Source organism: Streptomyces sp. NPDC026206 (genome assembly GCF_040638465.1).
Classification (GTDB): domain Bacteria; phylum Actinomycetota; class Actinomycetes; order Streptomycetales; family Streptomycetaceae; genus Streptomyces.
The window spans coordinates 1-15,378 of record NZ_JBEZYL010000016.1; the positions used below are offsets into that span (position 1 = coordinate 1).

The 15,378-nt window shown below is 70.9% G+C and carries 14 protein-coding genes; 13 read left to right on the forward strand and 1 reads right to left on the reverse strand.

Translation table 11 applies throughout. The features are described from left to right. Positions 1-144: 144 nt before the first annotated feature. Positions 145-645 (reverse strand): transcriptional regulator BldD, encoded by a 501-nt coding sequence (gene bldD, locus AB0F13_RS21340; RefSeq protein WP_004948690.1) that lies wholly within the window; start codon positions 643-645, stop codon positions 145-147. A gap of 197 nt (positions 646-842) precedes the next feature. On the opposite strand from bldD, the gene pyrR reads away from it, so the two are divergent. From pyrR to metK, 13 genes are all read left to right on the forward strand, one after another. After that, positions 843-1,412 carry a bifunctional pyr operon transcriptional regulator/uracil phosphoribosyltransferase PyrR gene (gene pyrR, locus AB0F13_RS21345; RefSeq protein WP_362084457.1) on the forward strand — a complete coding sequence of 190 codons (570 nt, stop codon included), beginning with the start codon at positions 843-845 and terminating at the stop codon, positions 1,410-1,412. A gap of 100 nt (positions 1,413-1,512) precedes the next feature. Next, positions 1,513-2,493: an aspartate carbamoyltransferase catalytic subunit gene (locus tag AB0F13_RS21350; RefSeq protein ID WP_362084460.1), complete on the forward strand. Its 981-nt coding sequence runs from the start codon at positions 1,513-1,515 to the stop codon at positions 2,491-2,493. A gap of 2 nt (positions 2,494-2,495) precedes the next feature. Then, a complete protein-coding gene (locus tag AB0F13_RS21355; RefSeq protein ID WP_362084463.1) occupies positions 2,496-3,782 on the forward strand; it encodes a dihydroorotase in 1,287 nt (428 codons plus the stop codon). Beyond that, a complete protein-coding gene (locus AB0F13_RS21360) occupies positions 3,779-4,363 on the forward strand; it encodes a hypothetical protein (protein WP_362084466.1) in 585 nt (194 codons plus the stop codon). The genes AB0F13_RS21355 and AB0F13_RS21360 overlap by 4 nt, the downstream gene beginning before the upstream one ends. Next, complete coding sequence (gene carA, locus AB0F13_RS21365) at positions 4,360-5,502, forward strand: glutamine-hydrolyzing carbamoyl-phosphate synthase small subunit (protein ID WP_362084469.1); 1,143 nt, start codon at positions 4,360-4,362, stop codon at positions 5,500-5,502. Before AB0F13_RS21360 ends, carA begins: the two co-directional genes overlap by 4 nt. Further along, positions 5,495-8,806 carry a carbamoyl-phosphate synthase large subunit gene (carB, locus tag AB0F13_RS21370; RefSeq protein WP_362084472.1) on the forward strand — a complete coding sequence of 1,104 codons (3,312 nt, stop codon included), beginning with the start codon at positions 5,495-5,497 and terminating at the stop codon, positions 8,804-8,806. The genes carA and carB overlap by 8 nt, the downstream gene beginning before the upstream one ends. A 78-nt stretch (positions 8,807-8,884) precedes the next feature. Further along, positions 8,885-10,012: a quinone-dependent dihydroorotate dehydrogenase gene (locus tag AB0F13_RS21375; RefSeq protein WP_362084475.1), complete on the forward strand. Its 1,128-nt coding sequence runs from the start codon at positions 8,885-8,887 to the stop codon at positions 10,010-10,012. Next, a complete protein-coding gene (gene pyrF, locus AB0F13_RS21380; protein ID WP_362084478.1) occupies positions 10,009-10,863 on the forward strand; it encodes an orotidine-5'-phosphate decarboxylase in 855 nt (284 codons plus the stop codon). The genes AB0F13_RS21375 and pyrF overlap by 4 nt, the downstream gene beginning before the upstream one ends. 264 nt (positions 10,864-11,127) lie before the next feature. After that, positions 11,128-11,451 (forward strand): integration host factor, encoded by a 324-nt coding sequence (locus AB0F13_RS21385; RefSeq protein WP_362084480.1) that lies wholly within the window; start codon positions 11,128-11,130, stop codon positions 11,449-11,451. A 60-nt stretch (positions 11,452-11,511) separates the two neighbouring features. Beyond that, entirely contained in the window at positions 11,512-12,102 is a 591-nt protein-coding gene (gmk, locus tag AB0F13_RS21390) for a guanylate kinase (protein ID WP_362084483.1), read from the forward strand. 33 nt (positions 12,103-12,135) lie between these two features. Beyond that, a complete protein-coding gene (rpoZ, locus tag AB0F13_RS21395) occupies positions 12,136-12,408 on the forward strand; it encodes a DNA-directed RNA polymerase subunit omega (RefSeq protein ID WP_030360466.1) in 273 nt (90 codons plus the stop codon). A gap of 109 nt (positions 12,409-12,517) precedes the next feature. Further along, positions 12,518-13,723, forward strand: a complete 1,206-nt coding sequence (gene coaBC, locus AB0F13_RS21400; RefSeq protein ID WP_362084486.1) for a bifunctional phosphopantothenoylcysteine decarboxylase/phosphopantothenate--cysteine ligase CoaBC — start codon at positions 12,518-12,520, stop codon at positions 13,721-13,723. 188 nt (positions 13,724-13,911) lie between these two features. Then, positions 13,912-15,120, forward strand: coding sequence for a methionine adenosyltransferase (gene metK / locus AB0F13_RS21405; RefSeq protein ID WP_362084489.1), 1,209 nt, complete (start codon positions 13,912-13,914; stop codon positions 15,118-15,120). The last annotated feature ends 258 nt before the right edge of the window (positions 15,121-15,378 follow it).

The window sequence follows — 15,378 nt, forward strand, 5'->3', positions numbered from 1 at the left end:
TACCCCCCCGCCCCCGTGGTCAGTAATCGGGCCCCCACCCCGCCGCGCGCCCTCCCTCCCAAAACACCACACCCCCCCGGGGGGGGGGGGGAACCCAATGGGTTCCCCCCGCCCCCGGCGGTTTGTATGTCTGCCGACCGACGGTCAGGCGTCCTCGTGCTGGACCGCGCGACGCGCGTCGGCGTCGAGCACCCCCCAGCTGATCAGCTGCTCGGTGAGGACCGAGGGCGACTGGTCATAAATCACGGCGAGGGTGCGCAGATCGTCCTGGCGGATCGACAGCACCTTGCCGTTGTAGTCGCCGCGCTGGCTCTGGATGGTCGCCGCATAACGCTGGAGCGGGCCCGCCTTCTCGGCCGGGACGTGGGCGAGGCGCTCCAGGTCCAGGACCAGCTTCGGCGGGGGCTCGGCGGCGCCGCCGGGCGTGGTGCCGGGCAGCAGTTCCTGCACGGGCACACCGTAGAAGTCGGCCAGCTCGGCCAGGCGCTGCACGGTCACGGCACGGTCGCCGCGCTCGTACGAACCCACTACGACGGCCTTCCAGCGGCCCTGGGACTTCTCCTCGACACCATGGAGGGAGAGGCCCTGCTGGGTGCGGATGGCGCGGAGCTTGGCCCCGAGCTGTTTGGCGTATTCGCTGGACATAAAGCTCCCCGGACGAAGACTGGTAACTCACTGTGAGGTTACGCAGCGTAATCTCGGTTCGTCAAGCCGAATGGTCCACGGCCTGGGCCGTCAGGGGTCGTGGCGAGAGTTCACCGCCGGTGCTGGTACGGTGAAACATGTAAATCCGACGTCCTTTAAAGTCCGTCCTGTGAGGCGGAGAAGGGGGTCCGTTTCGTATGGACGCAATTCCTACCGCGCGTCCCGTGCTCGAAGCACCGGACATCGCCCGGGTTCTGACCCGTATCGCGCATGAGATCGTCGAACGCGCCAAGGGCGCCGACGACGTCGTACTCCTCGGCATTCCGACGCGTGGCGTCTTCCTCGCCCGCCGGCTGGCCGACAGGCTCGAGGACATCACCGGTGGCAAGACACCGGTCGGCTCCCTCGACATCACCATGTACCGCGACGACCTCCGGCTGCGCCCGGCGCGTGCGCTCGCCCGCACTGAGATCCCCGGCGAGGGCATCGACGGCAGGCTCGTGGTCCTCGTCGACGACGTGCTCTTCTCCGGCCGCACCATCCGGGCCGCCCTGGACTCCCTGAACGACATCGGGCGCCCGCGCGCCGTCCAGCTCGCGGTCCTGGTCGACCGCGGTCACCGCGAGCTGCCGATCCGCGCCGACTACGTCGGCAAGAACCTCCCCACGTCGCTGCGGGAGACGGTCAAGGTCCAGCTCACCGAGGAGGACGGCCGCGACAGCGTGCTCCTCGGCGCGGGCGCGACCGCCCCGGCCGACGGCCACTAGCACCCGCCCGCGGACCGGTGTCCCGCACAAGGGGCCGTCCCCGCGCCGCCGCATGCCCGGCCACAGCCGCCGCATACCTCCTCAACCACGGAGCAACCGGATGAAGCGTCACCTCATCTCGGCCGCCGACCTCACGCGCGACGACGCCGTCCTGATCCTCGACACCGCCGAGGAGATGGCCCGGGTCGCGGACCGGCCGATCAAGAAGCTGCCCACTTTGCGCGGGCGTACCGTCGTCAACCTCTTCTTCGAGGACTCCACGCGGACGCGCATCTCCTTCGAGGCCGCCGCCAAGCGGCTCTCGGCCGACGTCATCAACTTCTCCGCCAAGGGCTCCTCGGTCTCCAAGGGCGAGTCGCTCAAGGACACCGCCCTGACCCTGGAGGCGATGGGCGCCGACGCCGTCGTCATCCGCCACCACGCCTCGGGCGCCCCCTACCGGCTGGCGAACTCCGGCTGGATCGACGGAGCCGTCGTGAACGCCGGCGACGGCACCCACGAGCACCCCACGCAGGCCCTGCTGGACGCCTTCACCATGCGCCGGCGCCTGGTCGGCCGGGACGCCGGGCTCGGCCGTGACCTGGCCGGCCGCCGGATCACGATCGTCGGCGACGTGCTGCACAGCCGCGTCGCCCGCTCCAACGTGCACCTGCTCCACACGCTCGGCGCCGAGGTCACCCTGGTCGCCCCGCCCACGCTGGTGCCCATCGGCGTCGAGAGCTGGCCCTGCGAGGTCTCCTACGACCTCGACAGTGTGCTGCCGAAGTCCGACGCCGTGATGATGCTGCGCGTGCAGCGCGAGCGCATGAACGCCGCCTTCTTCCCCACCGAGCGCGAGTACGCCCGCCGCTACGGGCTCGACGGCGAGCGCATGGCCCGGATGCCGGAAAGCGCCATCGTCATGCACCCCGGCCCCATGAACCGGGGCATGGAGATCACCGCCGAGGTCGCCGACTCCGACCGCTGTACCGCGGTCGAGCAGGTCGCCAACGGCGTCTCCATCCGCATGGCTGTTCTCTACCTGCTGCTCGGCGGCTCCGAGCCGGCCGTGTCCGCCCCCCGCACCGAGGAGAGCAAGTAACCATGACCAAGATCCTTATCCGTGGTGCGAAGGTCCTCGGCGGCGAGCCGCAGGACGTGCTGATCGACGGCGAGACCATCACCGCAGTGGGCACCGGCCTGAGCGCCGAGGGCGCCCAGGTGATCGAGGCCGGTGGCAAGATCCTGCTGCCGGGCCTCGTCGACCTCCACACCCACCTGCGCGAGCCCGGCCGCGAGGACTCCGAGACCGTCCTGACCGGCACCCGCGCCGCGGCCAGCGGCGGCTTCACGGCTGTCTTCGCCATGGCCAACACCTTCCCCGTCGCCGACACCGCGGGCGTGGTCGAGCAGGTGTGGCGGCTCGGCAAGGAGTCCGGCTACTGCGACGTACAGCCCATCGGCGCCGTCACCGTCGGCCTGGAGGGCAAGAAGCTCGCCGAGCTCGGCGCCATGCACGAGTCGGCCGCCGGGGTGCGGGTCTTCTCCGACGACGGCAAGTGCGTGGACGACGCCATGATCATGCGCCGGGCGCTGGAGTACGTGAAGGCCTTCGGCGGTGTCGTGGCCCAGCATGCCCAGGAGCCCCGGCTGACCGAGGGCGCCCAGATGAACGAGGGCATCGTCTCCGCCGAACTGGGCCTCGGCGGCTGGCCGGCCGTCGCCGAGGAGTCGGTCATCGCCCGCGATGTGCTGCTCGCCGAGCACGTCGGTTCCCGCGTGCACATCTGCCACCTCTCCACCGCCGGCTCGGTCGAGATCGTCCGCTGGGCCAAGTCCCGCGGCATCGACGTGACCGCCGAGGTCACCCCGCACCACCTGCTCCTCACCGACGAGCTGGTGCGCTCGTACAACCCGGTCTACAAGGTCAACCCGCCGCTGCGCACGGAAGCCGACGTCATGGCCCTGCGCGAGGCCCTCGCCGACGGCACCATCGACATCGTCGCCACCGACCACGCCCCGCACCCGCACGAGGACAAGGACTGCGAGTGGGGTGCGGCGGCCATGGGCATGGTGGGCCTGGAGACCGCCCTGTCCGTCGTCCAGCACACGATGGTCGACACCGGCCTGCTCGGCTGGGCGGACGTCGCCGACCGGATGTCCTTCCGGCCGGCCGCCATCGGCCGCCTCGCCGGCCACGGACGGCCCATCGCCGCCGGGGAGCCCGCCAACCTCACGCTCCTCGATTCCGCTTACCGTGGTGTCGTGGACCCCGCGGGCTTCGCCTCCCGCAGCCGCAACACCCCCTACGAGGGCCGTGAGCTGCCGGGACGCGTCACCCACACCTTCCTGCGGGGCCGGGCGACGGTCGTGGACGGGAAACTCGCGTGACACCTGCACTGATCAATCTGGCGGCCGAGCAGAAGTCTGCCGACGTCACCGACTGGGCCGCACGCATCGGCTGGGTCGTCGGGCTGCTGCTCTTCATCGCGCTGCTGTACTGGCTGATGCGCGAGGGCTGGAAGTGGCGCGGCACGCTCCAGGGCGACCTGCCCGGGCTGTCCGCCGCCCCGGCCGCCCCGGGCGAGCCCACCCTCACGATGAACGGCCGCTACCACGGCTCCACCACCGCGGGGCAGTGGCTCGACCGCATCGTCGCGCATGGCCTGGGCACCCGCAGCCGGGCCGAGCTCACCCTGACGGAGCAGGGCCTGGCCGTCGTACGGCCCGGCGCCCAGGACTTCTTCATCCCCGCCGCCGCCCTGCGCGGCGCCCGCCTCGACAAGGGCATCGCGGGCAAGGTCCTCGCCGAGGGCGGCCTGCTCGTGATCACCTGGCAGCACGGCGGGAAGCTGATCGACTCCGGCTTCCGCTCCGACCGGGCGGCCGAGCACTCCGCCTGGACCGAGGCACTCGAAGCCTTGACACCCCCGCACCACCAGCACAGCAACGACACGGAAGGCGCACGATGACGACCTCCACCAAGGGGACCGGCAAGGTCCCCGCCGTACTCGTCCTGGAGGACGGCCGTACGTTCCACGGCCGCGCCTACGGGGCCGTGGGGGCGACCTTCGGCGAGGCCGTCTTCTCCACCGGCATGACCGGCTACCAGGAGACGCTGACCGACCCCTCGTACCACCGCCAGGTCGTCGTCATGACGGCCCCGCACGTCGGCAACACCGGCGTCAACGACGAGGACCCCGAGTCCGGCCGCATCTGGGTCGCCGGCTACGTCGTGCGCGACCCCGCCCGCGTCCCCTCCAACTGGCGCTCCCGCCGCTCCCTGGACGAGGAGCTCGACCGCCAGGGCGTCGTCGGCATCAGCGGCATCGACACCCGGGCGCTCACCCGCCACCTGCGCGAGCGCGGCGCCATGCGCGTCGGCATCTTCTCCGGTGACGCGCTGGCCGACGAGGCCGCCATGCTCGCCGAGGTGCGCCGGGCACCGGAGATGAAGGGCGCCGACCTCGCCGCCGAGGTCGCCACCAAGGAGGCCTACGTCGTCCCCGCGGTCGGTGCGAAGAAGTTCACCGTCGCCGCGATCGACCTGGGCATCAAGGGCATGACCCCGCACCGGATGGCCGAGCGCGGCATCGAGGTGCACGTCCTGCCCGCCACCGCCACCGTCGAGGACGTCTACGCCGTCGCCCCCGACGGCGTGTTCTTCTCCAACGGCCCCGGCGACCCGGCCACCGCCGACCACCCCGTCTCCGTCATGCGCGGTGTCCTGGAGCGGAAGACCCCGCTGTTCGGCATCTGCTTCGGCAACCAGATCCTCGGCCGCGCCCTCGGCTTCGGCACCTACAAGCTGAAGTACGGCCACCGCGGCATCAACCAGCCCGTGCAGGACCGCACGACCGGCAAGGTCGAGGTCACCGCGCACAACCACGGCTTCGCCGTCGACGCCCCGCTCGACAAGGCGACCGACACCCCCTACGGCCGGGCCGAGGTCTCCCACGTCTGTCTGAACGACAACGTGGTCGAGGGCCTCCACCTGCTCGACCAGCCCGCGTTCAGCGTCCAGTACCACCCCGAGGCAGCCGCAGGACCGCACGACGCCGCGTACCTGTTCGACCGCTTCGTCTCGCTCATGGAGGGCCAGCGTGCCTAAGCGCACCGATATCCAGTCCGTCCTGGTCATCGGCTCCGGCCCGATCGTCATCGGCCAGGCAGCAGAGTTCGACTACTCCGGAACCCAGGCCTGCCGGGTACTGAAGTCCGAGGGCCTGCGGGTCATCCTCGTCAACTCCAACCCGGCCACGATCATGACCGACCCGGAGATCGCCGACGCCACGTACGTCGAGCCGATCACCCCGGAGTTCGTCGAGAAGATCATCGCCAAGGAGCGCCCCGACGCGCTCCTGCCCACCCTGGGCGGTCAGACCGCGCTCAACACCGCCATCTCCATGCACGAGAACGGCGTGCTGGAGAAGTACGGCGTGGAGCTCATCGGCGCCAACGTCGAGGCGATCCACAAGGGCGAGGACCGCGACCTGTTCAAGGGCGTCGTCGAGGCCGTCCGCGCCAAGATCGGGCACGGCGAGTCCGCCCGCTCGGTCATCTGCCACACGATGGACGAGGTCATCGCCGGCGTCGACACGCTCGGTGGCTACCCCGTCGTCGTCCGCCCCTCCTTCACCATGGGCGGCGCCGGCTCCGGCTTCGCCCACGACGAGGAGGAGCTGCGCCGCATCGCCGGACAGGGCCTCACGCTCTCCCCGACCACCGAGGTGCTCCTGGAGGAGTCCATCCTCGGCTGGAAGGAGTACGAGCTGGAGCTGATGCGCGACAAGAACGACAACGTCGTGGTCGTGTGCTCCATCGAGAACTTCGACCCGATGGGCGTGCACACCGGCGACTCCATCACCGTCGCCCCGGCGATGACGCTGACCGACCGCGAGTACCAGATCCTGCGGGACGTCGGCATCGCGATCATCCGCGAGGTCGGTGTCGACACCGGCGGCTGCAACATCCAGTTCGCCGTCGACCCCGACGACGGCCGGGTCATCGTCATCGAGATGAACCCGCGCGTCTCGCGCTCCTCCGCGCTCGCCTCCAAGGCCACCGGCTTCCCGATCGCCAAGATCGCGGCCCGGCTCGCCGTCGGCTACACCCTCGACGAGATCCCCAACGACATCACCGAGAAGACCCCGGCGTCCTTCGAGCCCACGCTCGACTACGTCGTGGTCAAGGCGCCCCGCTTCGCCTTCGAGAAGTTCCCGGCCGCCGACGCCACCCTGACCACCACCATGAAGTCGGTGGGCGAGGCCATGGCCATCGGCCGCAACTTCACCGAGGCGCTGCAGAAGGCCCTGCGCTCGCTGGAGAAGAAGGGCTCGCAGTTCGACTTCACCGGCCCGGCCGGCGACAAGGCCGAGCTGCTGGAGAAGGCCGTCGTGCCCACCGACGGCCGGATCAACACGGTCATGGCCGCCATTCGCGCCGGGGCCACCGCGCAGGAGGTCTTCGACGCCACGAAGATCGACCCCTGGTTCGTCGACCAGCTCTTCCTGATCAAGGAGATCGCGGACGAGCTGGCCGCCGCCGACAAGCTCGGCCCCGAGATGCTGGCCGAGGCCAAGCGCCACGGCTTCTCCGACGCCCAGATCGCGGCGATCCGCGGCCTGCGCGAGGACGTCGTCCGCGAGGTCCGCCACGCGCTCGGTGTCCGCCCGGTGTACAAGACGGTCGACACCTGCGCCGCCGAGTTCGCCGCGAAGACCCCGTACTTCTACTCCTCCTACGACGAGGAGTCCGAGGTCGCGCCGCGCGAGAAGCCCGCCGTGATCATCCTCGGCTCGGGCCCGAACCGCATCGGCCAGGGCATCGAGTTCGACTACTCCTGCGTCCACGCCTCCTTCGCGCTCAGCGACGCCGGCTACGAGACCGTGATGGTCAACTGCAACCCCGAGACCGTCTCCACCGACTACGACACCTCCGACCGGCTCTACTTCGAGCCGCTCACCCTGGAGGACGTCCTGGAGATCGTCCACGCGGAGACCCTCGCCGGTCCCGTCGCGGGCGTCATCGTCCAGCTCGGCGGCCAGACCCCGCTCGGCCTCGCCCAGGCCCTGAAGGACAACGGCGTGCCGATCGTCGGCACCTCTCCCGAGGCCATCGACCTCGCCGAGGAGCGCGGCGCCTTCGGGCGCGTGCTGACCGAGGCCGGGCTGCCCGCGCCGAAGTACGGCACCGCCTTCTCCTTCGAGGAGGCCAAGGGCATCGCCGCCGAGATCGGCTTCCCGGTCATGGTCCGCCCGTCCTATGTGCTCGGCGGCCGCGGCATGGAGATCGTCTACGACGAGCCCTCGCTGGGGGAGTACCTCACCCGCCACGCCGGTCTGATCTCCGAGCACCCGGTCCTCATCGACCGCTTCCTCGACGACGCCATCGAGATCGACGTCGACGCGCTCTACGACGGCCACGAGCTCTACCTCGGCGGCGTCATGGAGCACATCGAGGAGGCCGGCATCCACTCCGGCGACTCCGCGTGCGCGCTGCCCCCGATCACCCTCGGCGGCTACGACATCAAGCGGCTGCGGGCCTCCACCGAGGCCATCGCCAAGGGCGTCGGCGTGCGCGGCCTGATCAACATCCAGTTCGCCATGGCCGGCGACATCCTCTACGTGCTGGAGGCCAACCCGCGCGCCTCCCGCACCGTCCCCTTCACCTCGAAGGCGACCGCGGTGCCGCTCGCCAAGGCCGCCGCCCGCATCTCGCTGGGCGCGACCGTCGCCGAGCTGCGCGCGGAGGGCATGCTGCCCAAGGAGGGCGACGGCGGCACCCTGCCGCTCGACGCGCCGATCTCCGTCAAGGAGGCCGTGATGCCGTGGAGCCGCTTCCGCGACGCCTCCGGCCGCGGCGTGGACACCGTCCTCGGCCCGGAGATGCGCTCCACCGGCGAGGTCATGGGCATCGACACGGTCTTCGGCACGGCATACGCCAAGTCGCAGGCCGGCGCGTACGGCGCGCTGCCCACCAAGGGCCGCGCGTTCGTCTCCGTCGCCAACCGCGACAAGCGCTCGATGATCTTCCCGGCCCGTGAGCTGGTCGCCCACGGCTTCGAGCTGCTCGCCACCTCCGGCACCGCCGAGGTGCTCAAGCGCAACGGCATCAACGCCACCGTCGTGCGCAAGCTGAGCGAGGGCGAGGGACCGGACGGCGAGAAGACGATCGTCCAGCTCATCCACGACGGCCAGGTCGACCTGATCGTCAACACCCCGTACGGCACCGGTGGCCGCCTGGACGGCTACGAGATCCGCACCGCCGCCGTCGCCCGGGCGGTGCCGTGCCTGACCACGGTCCAGGCGCTCGCCGCCGCCGTCCAGGGCATCGAGGCGCTGACCCGCGGTGACGTGGGCGTGCGCTCCCTGCAGGAACACGCGGAACATCTGACCGCCGCCCGCGAGGCGTAGGGCGCAGGAGGGGGACACCGGAAGGTGTCCCCCTCTTCTTGAGCCCCCGCCACCCCTCCGTCGCCAAGAAGGCCTGAAATGTACCGTCTCTTCTTCGACCTGATCTTCAAGCGCATGGACCCCGAGAAGGCGCACCACCTCGCCTTCGCCTGGATCCGCGCCGCCGCCCGCGTCCCGGTCCTGCGCACCTTCGTCGCGGCCGTCCTCGCCCCCCGCCACACCGCGCTGCGCACCGAGGCCCTGGGCCTGCGCATGCACGGCCCCTTCGGCCTCGCCGCGGGCTTCGACAAGAACGCCGCCGCCATCGACGGCATGGCCATGCTCGGCTTCGACCACGTCGAGATCGGCACCGTCACCGCGCGACCTCAGCCCGGCAACCCCAAGAAGCGCCTCTTCCGCCTCGTCGCGGACCGCGCGCTCATCAACCGCATGGGCTTCAACAACGACGGCTCCGAGGCCGTCGCGGAGCGCCTGGCGGCCCGCAAGGCGGTCTTCAGGACGACCGTGGGCGTCAACATCGGCAAGACCAAGGTCGTGCCGGAGGCCGAGGCCGTCGCCGACTACGTCACCTCCACCGAGCGCCTGGCCGCCCACGCCGACTACCTCGTCGTCAACGTCTCCTCCCCGAACACGCCGGGCCTGCGCAACCTGCAGGCCACCGAGGCGCTGCGCCCGCTGCTGACCGCCGTCCGGGAGGCCGCCGACCGCACGGTCACCGCGCGCCGTGTGCCGCTGCTGGTGAAGATCGCCCCCGACCTGGCCGACGAGGACATCGACGCCGTCGCCGACCTCGCCGTCGAGCTGGGCCTGGACGGCATCATCGCCACCAACACGACCATCGCCCGCGACGGGCTCGGCCTGAAGACCCCCAAGCGCACCGTCGAGGCCATCGGCGCGGGCGGCCTGTCCGGCGCGCCCCTCAAGGAGCGCTCCCTGGAGGTCCTGAGCCGCCTGTACGCCCGGGTGGGCGACCGGATCACGCTGGTAGGGGTCGGCGGCATCGAGACCGCCGACGACGTCTGGGAGCGCATCCTGGCCGGTGCCACGCTCGTCCAGGGCTACAGCGGCTTCATCTACGAGGGCCCGTTCTGGTGCCGCGCGATCCACAAGGGCCTCGCCGAGCGCCTGGCCGCCGGCCCGTACACCACCCTCGCCGAGGCCGTCGGCGCCGCCACCCGTGCCCGCACCTGCGGAGGAGCGAAGTGACCGAGACCCTCCTGCCCTTCGGCGCCCGCCTGCGCCGTGCCATGGACGAGCGCGGTCCGCTGTGCGTCGGCATCGACCCGCACGCCGCGCTGCTCGCGGACTGGGGCCTGTCCGACGACATCGCCGGCCTGGAGCGCTTCACCCGCACGGTTGTCGAGGCGCTGGCCGACCGGGTCGCCGTGCTCAAGCCGCAGTCCGCGTTCTTCGAGCGGTTCGGCTCGCGCGGCATCGCCGTGCTGGAGCAGGCCGTCGCCGACTCCCGCGCCGCCGGGGCGCTGGTGCTCATGGACGCCAAGCGCGGTGACATCGGCTCGACCATGGCCGCCTACGCCGCGACCTACCTCGACCCGGCCTCGCCGCTCTTCTCGGACGCGGTCACCGTCAGCCCCTACCTGGGCTACGGCTCGCTGCGCCCGGCGCTGGACCTGGCGCGTGAGAGCGGCACCGGCGTGTTCGTCCTCGCCCTCACCTCCAACCCCGAGGGCGCCGAGGTGCAGCACGCGGTACGGGCCGGCGGGGCGAGCGTCGCCGCGACGATGCTGGACCACCTGAAGGCCGAGAACGCGGGGGCGGTGCCCATGGGCTCGTACGGCGCGGTCGTCGGCGCGACGCTGGGGGACACGCTCGGCGCGGCCGGGGCGGACCTGGCCATCGACGGCCCCCTGCTCGCCCCCGGCATCGGCGCCCAGGGCGCCACCGCCGCCGACCTCCCGAAGGTCTTCGGCTCCGCCGTCGGCAATGTCGTCCCGAACGTCAGCCGTGGCGTGCTGCGGCACGGCCCGGATGTGGCGGGCCTGCGCGAGAGTGCCGCCCGATTCGCGGACGAGGTGCGGCGAGCGGTGGCGGGCTGAGGGGTCCCGTGTCGGCCACAGGGGCGGGTTAACGCCAAAAGCCGGGGAACCAAGAAAATTGTCGGTCATTATGTCCGGAAAAGTCCTGGTCGAGCGAGGCTGACCAGGACTTTTCGTCTGTTCTCGCTGACTGGAGCGGGATCGGCCGCTAGTCTCCGACGAGAGCGAACGAGCAAGCGCGTTGCTCGTTGCTCCCCAGGTGTGGTCCGACTAGGTTCCTCACCGGTCCGTATCCGACAGTTCGACATCCGAGGTGACGTAGGCGTGGCTCTTCCGCCCCTTACCCCTGAACAGCGCGCAGCCGCGCTCGAAAAGGCCGCCGCGGCTCGCCGGGAGCGCGCCGAGGTCAAGAATCGGCTCAAGCACTCCGGCGCCTCGCTGCACGAGGTCATCAAGCAGGGCCAGGAGAACGATGTCATCGGCAAGATGAAGGTCAGCGCTCTCCTGGAGAGCCTTCCCGGTGTGGGCAAGGTCCGTGCCAAGCAGATCATGGAGCGGCTCGGGATCTCCGAGAGCCGCCGGGTGCGCGGACTCGGCTCGAACCAGATCGCTTCCCTTGAGCGAGAGTTCGGCAACAAGGCCGCCTGACGGCGGCCCGGTGGCGGCCCTGCGTTCCCAGGCACTCCCCGGAACCGGGATAATCGCTGCATGAGTACTGCAGTCTCCCGGGGGACGTCCCCCGTCCCCTCGGCCAGACAACCGCGGCTGACCGTGCTCTCCGGCCCCTCCGGGGTCGGCAAGAGCACGGTCGTCGCCCATATGCGCAAGGCGCACCCCGAGGTGTGGCTCTCGGTCTCCGCCACCACCCGCAAGCCGCGACCCGGCGAGCAGGAGGGTGTCCAGTACTTCTTCGTGGACGACGAGCAGTTCGACAAGCTCATCGCCAACGGCGAACTGCTGGAGTGGGCCGAGTTCGCGGGCAACCGCTACGGCACGCCCCGCCAGGCCGTGCTCGACCGCCTGGAGGCGGGCGAGCCGGTTCTGCTGGAGATCGACCTCCAGGGCGCCCGGCAGGTCCGCGAGACCATGCCGGAGGCCCAGCTGGTCTTCCTGGCACCGCCCGGCTGGGAGGAGCTGGTCCGCCGGCTCACCGGCCGGGGGACCGAGTCGCCGGAGGTCATCGAGCGCCGGCTGGCCGCCGCCAAGGTCGAGCTGGCGGCCGAGGCCGAGTTCGACACCACGCTGGTCAACACCTCCGTCGAGGACGTCGCACGTGAGCTGCTAGCCTTGCTTCGCTGAACACCTTTCTTCACCCCCTTCGGAAGGCAGAGAGTGTCCTCTTCCATTACCGCGCCCGAGGGCATCATCAACCCGCCGATTGATGAGCTGCTCGAGGCAACCGACTCGAAGTACAGCCTGGTGATCTACGCCGCCAAGCGTGCTCGCCAGATCAACGCGTACTACTCGCAGCTCGGCGAGGGCCTGCTGGAGTACGTCGGCCCGCTGGTGGACACCCACGTCCACGAGAAGCCGCTCTCCATCGCGCTCCGCGAGATCAACGCGGGCCTGCTGACCTCCGAGGCCGTCGAGGCCCCGGCGCAGTAAGCGCTGCACTTTTTCGTCACCGAGGGCCCGGCAGCGCGACTGCCGGGCCCTTGGTGTGTCATAGACCCGTACGTACGCACGTACGGGAGCCTGGGGAGAAGCGAGAGCGATGGACAAGCCGAAGGTCGTCCTGGGGGTCAGCGGCGGGATCGCCGCCTACAAGGCGTGCGAGCTGCTGCGCCGGCTCACCGAGTCGGGGCACGACGTACGGGTCGTGCCGACCGCGTCGGCCCTGCACTTCGTCGGCGAGGCGACCTGGTCCGCGCTCTCCGGCCACCCGGCCGGCACCCAGGTGTGGGAGAGCGTCCATGAGGTGCCGCACGTGCGGATCGGCCAGCAGGCCGACCTCGTCGTGGTGGCCCCCGCCACCGCCGACATGCTGGCCAAGGCCGCGCACGGCCTCGCCGACGACCTGCTGACCAACACGCTCCTCACCGCCCGCTGCCCCGTCGTCTTCGCGCCGGCCATGCACACCGAGATGTGGGAGAACGCGGCCACCCAGGAGAACGTGGCGACGCTGCGCCGCCGCGGCGCGATCGTCGTCGAGCCCGCCGTCGGCCGGCTGACCGGCGTCGACACGGGCAAGGGCCGCTTCCCCGAGCCGGCCGAGATCTTCGAGATCTGCCGCCGGGTACTGGCGCGCGGCGCCACCACGACCGCCGACCTCGCGGGCCGCCACGTCGTCGTGAGCGCCGGCGGCACACGGGAGCCGCTGGACCCCGTCCGCTACCTCGGCAACCGCTCCTCCGGCAAGCAGGGGTACGCCCTGGCCCGCACCGCCGTCGCGCGTGGCGCCCGCGTGACACTCGTCTCGGCCAACAGCGAGCTGCCGGATCCCGCAGGTGCGGACGTCGTCCGCGTGGGGACGGCCGTGGAGCTGCGGGAGGCGGTGCTCAAGGCCGCGGCGGACGCCGACGCCGTGGTGATGGCCGCCGCCGTGGCCGACTTCCGGCCCGCCCGCTACGCCGAGGGAAAGATCAAGAAGCGCGACGGCCAGGAGCCCGGCCCGGTCGCCCTCGTCCGCAATCCCGACGTCCTCGCCGAGCTGTCCGCCCACCGCGCCCGGCCCGGCCAGGTCGTCGTCGGCTTCGCCGCCGAGACCGACGACGTGCTGGCCAACGGTCGTGCCAAGCTCGCCCGCAAGGGCTGTGACCTGCTCGTCGTCAACGAGGTCGGGGAGCGCAGGACCTTCGGCTCGGAGGAGAACGAGGCCGTCGTCCTCGCCCCCGACGGCACCGAGATCCCCGTCCCGTACGGGCCCAAGGAAGCCCTCGCGGACACCGTCTGGGACCTGGTGGGCAAGCGCCTCGGCTGACGCGTCACCCGCGGGTGCGCCGGGGCTGCCGTGTCGGGTGTCATAGGTCATACGGCAGCTAGATGCCAGGTGGGATGCCGCGACCCGGAGAAGGCCGGATAAACTGGCACCTGGATCCGCGTCGAGCGCAGCTCTCGGCCGGGTCCGTCAATGATCAGCCAGCAGCCGCTGCAACCCCAGGGAGCATTGTGTCCCGTCGCCTTTTCACCTCGGAGTCCGTGACCGAGGGGCACCCCGACAAGATCGCTGACCAGATCAGCGATGCCATTCTCGACGCCCTCCTCAAGGAGGACCCGACCTCCCGGGTCGCCGTCGAGACCTTGATCACCACCGGCCTTGTGCATGTTGCCGGCGAGGTGACGACGAAGGCGTACGCGCCGATCGCGTCGCTCGTGCGCAACAAGATCCTCGAGATCGGCTACGACTCGTCCAAGAAGGGCTTCGACGGCGCCTCCTGCGGCGTCTCGGTGTCCATCGGTGCGCAGTCCCCCGACATCGCCCAGGGTGTCGACACCGCGTACGAGACCCGAGTCGAGGGCGATGAGGACGAGCTCGACAAGCAGGGCGCCGGCGACCAGGGCCTGATGTTCGGCTACGCCTGCGACGAGACGCCCGAGCTGATGCCGCTGCCGATCCACCTGGCGCACCGGCTCTCCCGCCGCCTGTCGGAGGTCCGCAAGAACGGGACCATCCCCTACCTGCGCCCCGACGGCAAGACCCAGGTCACCATCGAGTACGACGGCAACAAGGCCGTGCGCCTGGACACCGTGGTCGTCTCCTCGCAGCACGCCTCGGACATCGACCTGGACTCGCTGCTCGCTCCCGACATCCGTGAGTTCGTCGTCGAGCACGTCCTCAAGCAGCTCCTCGAGGACGGCATCAAGCTCGACACCGACGGCTACCGGCTCCTGGTGAACCCCACCGGCCGCTTCGAGATCGGCGGCCCCATGGGCGACGCCGGCCTCACCGGCCGCAAGATCATCATCGACACCTACGGCGGCATGGCCCGCCACGGCGGCGGCGCCTTCTCGGGCAAGGACCCGTCCAAGGTCGACCGCTCGGCCGCGTACGCGATGCGCTGGGTCGCGAAGAACGTGGTCGCCGCCGGCCTGGCCGCGCGCTGCGAGGTGCAGGTCGCGTACGCCATCGGCAAGGCCGAGCCGGTCGGTCTCTTCGTGGAGACCTTCGGCACCAACACGGTCGACACCGAGAAGATCGAGAACGCCATCGCCGAGGTCTTCGACCTCCGCCCGGCCGCGATCATCCGCGACCTGGACTTGCTCCGCCCGATCTACGCCCAGACGGCGGCCTACGGCCACTTCGGCCGCGAGCTGCCCGACTTCACCTGGGAGCGCACCGACCGCGTGGAGGCCCTGAAGAAGGCCGCGGGGCTCTAAGCCTCCGCACTGCCGCGGGGCTCTGAGCCTCCGCACTCTCCGACAGCACGACGGCCCCGGACCGAAGCATCGGTCCGGGGCCGTCGTGCTGTCCGCGAAAGCCCTGGCGGCGCGGGACGGCCCTCGGCAGTCTGCTCCGGCGCCGGGGTGCCCGGTGCGCAGGTGGGGGGATCCTTCCGGGACAGCGCCCCTCGCGGGTTCGCATCCCGCCGCCGGTCCTGTGGCCGGTGCGGCCGAGCGGTCCATGGCACAAGCACG

What these genes read in the sequence shown, in the direction of transcription:
- AB0F13_RS21350 (WP_362084460.1), top strand. Translation starts at nt 1,513, where the DNA reads ATGAAGCGTCACCTCATCTCGGCCGCCGACCTCACGCGCGACGACGCC.
- AB0F13_RS21375 (WP_362084475.1), top strand. Translation starts at nt 8,885, where the DNA reads ATGTACCGTCTCTTCTTCGACCTGATCTTCAAGCGCATGGACCCCGAG.
- pyrR (WP_362084457.1), top strand. Translation starts at nt 843, where the DNA reads ATGGACGCAATTCCTACCGCGCGTCCCGTGCTCGAAGCACCGGACATC.
- gmk (WP_362084483.1), top strand. Translation starts at nt 11,512, where the DNA reads ATGAGTACTGCAGTCTCCCGGGGGACGTCCCCCGTCCCCTCGGCCAGA.
- AB0F13_RS21355 (WP_362084463.1), top strand. Translation starts at nt 2,496, where the DNA reads ATGACCAAGATCCTTATCCGTGGTGCGAAGGTCCTCGGCGGCGAGCCG.
- coaBC (WP_362084486.1), top strand. Translation starts at nt 12,518, where the DNA reads ATGGACAAGCCGAAGGTCGTCCTGGGGGTCAGCGGCGGGATCGCCGCC.
- carA (WP_362084469.1), top strand. Translation starts at nt 4,360, where the DNA reads ATGACGACCTCCACCAAGGGGACCGGCAAGGTCCCCGCCGTACTCGTC.
- bldD (WP_004948690.1), bottom strand. Translation starts at nt 645, where the DNA reads ATGTCCAGCGAATACGCCAAACAGCTCGGGGCCAAGCTCCGCGCCATC.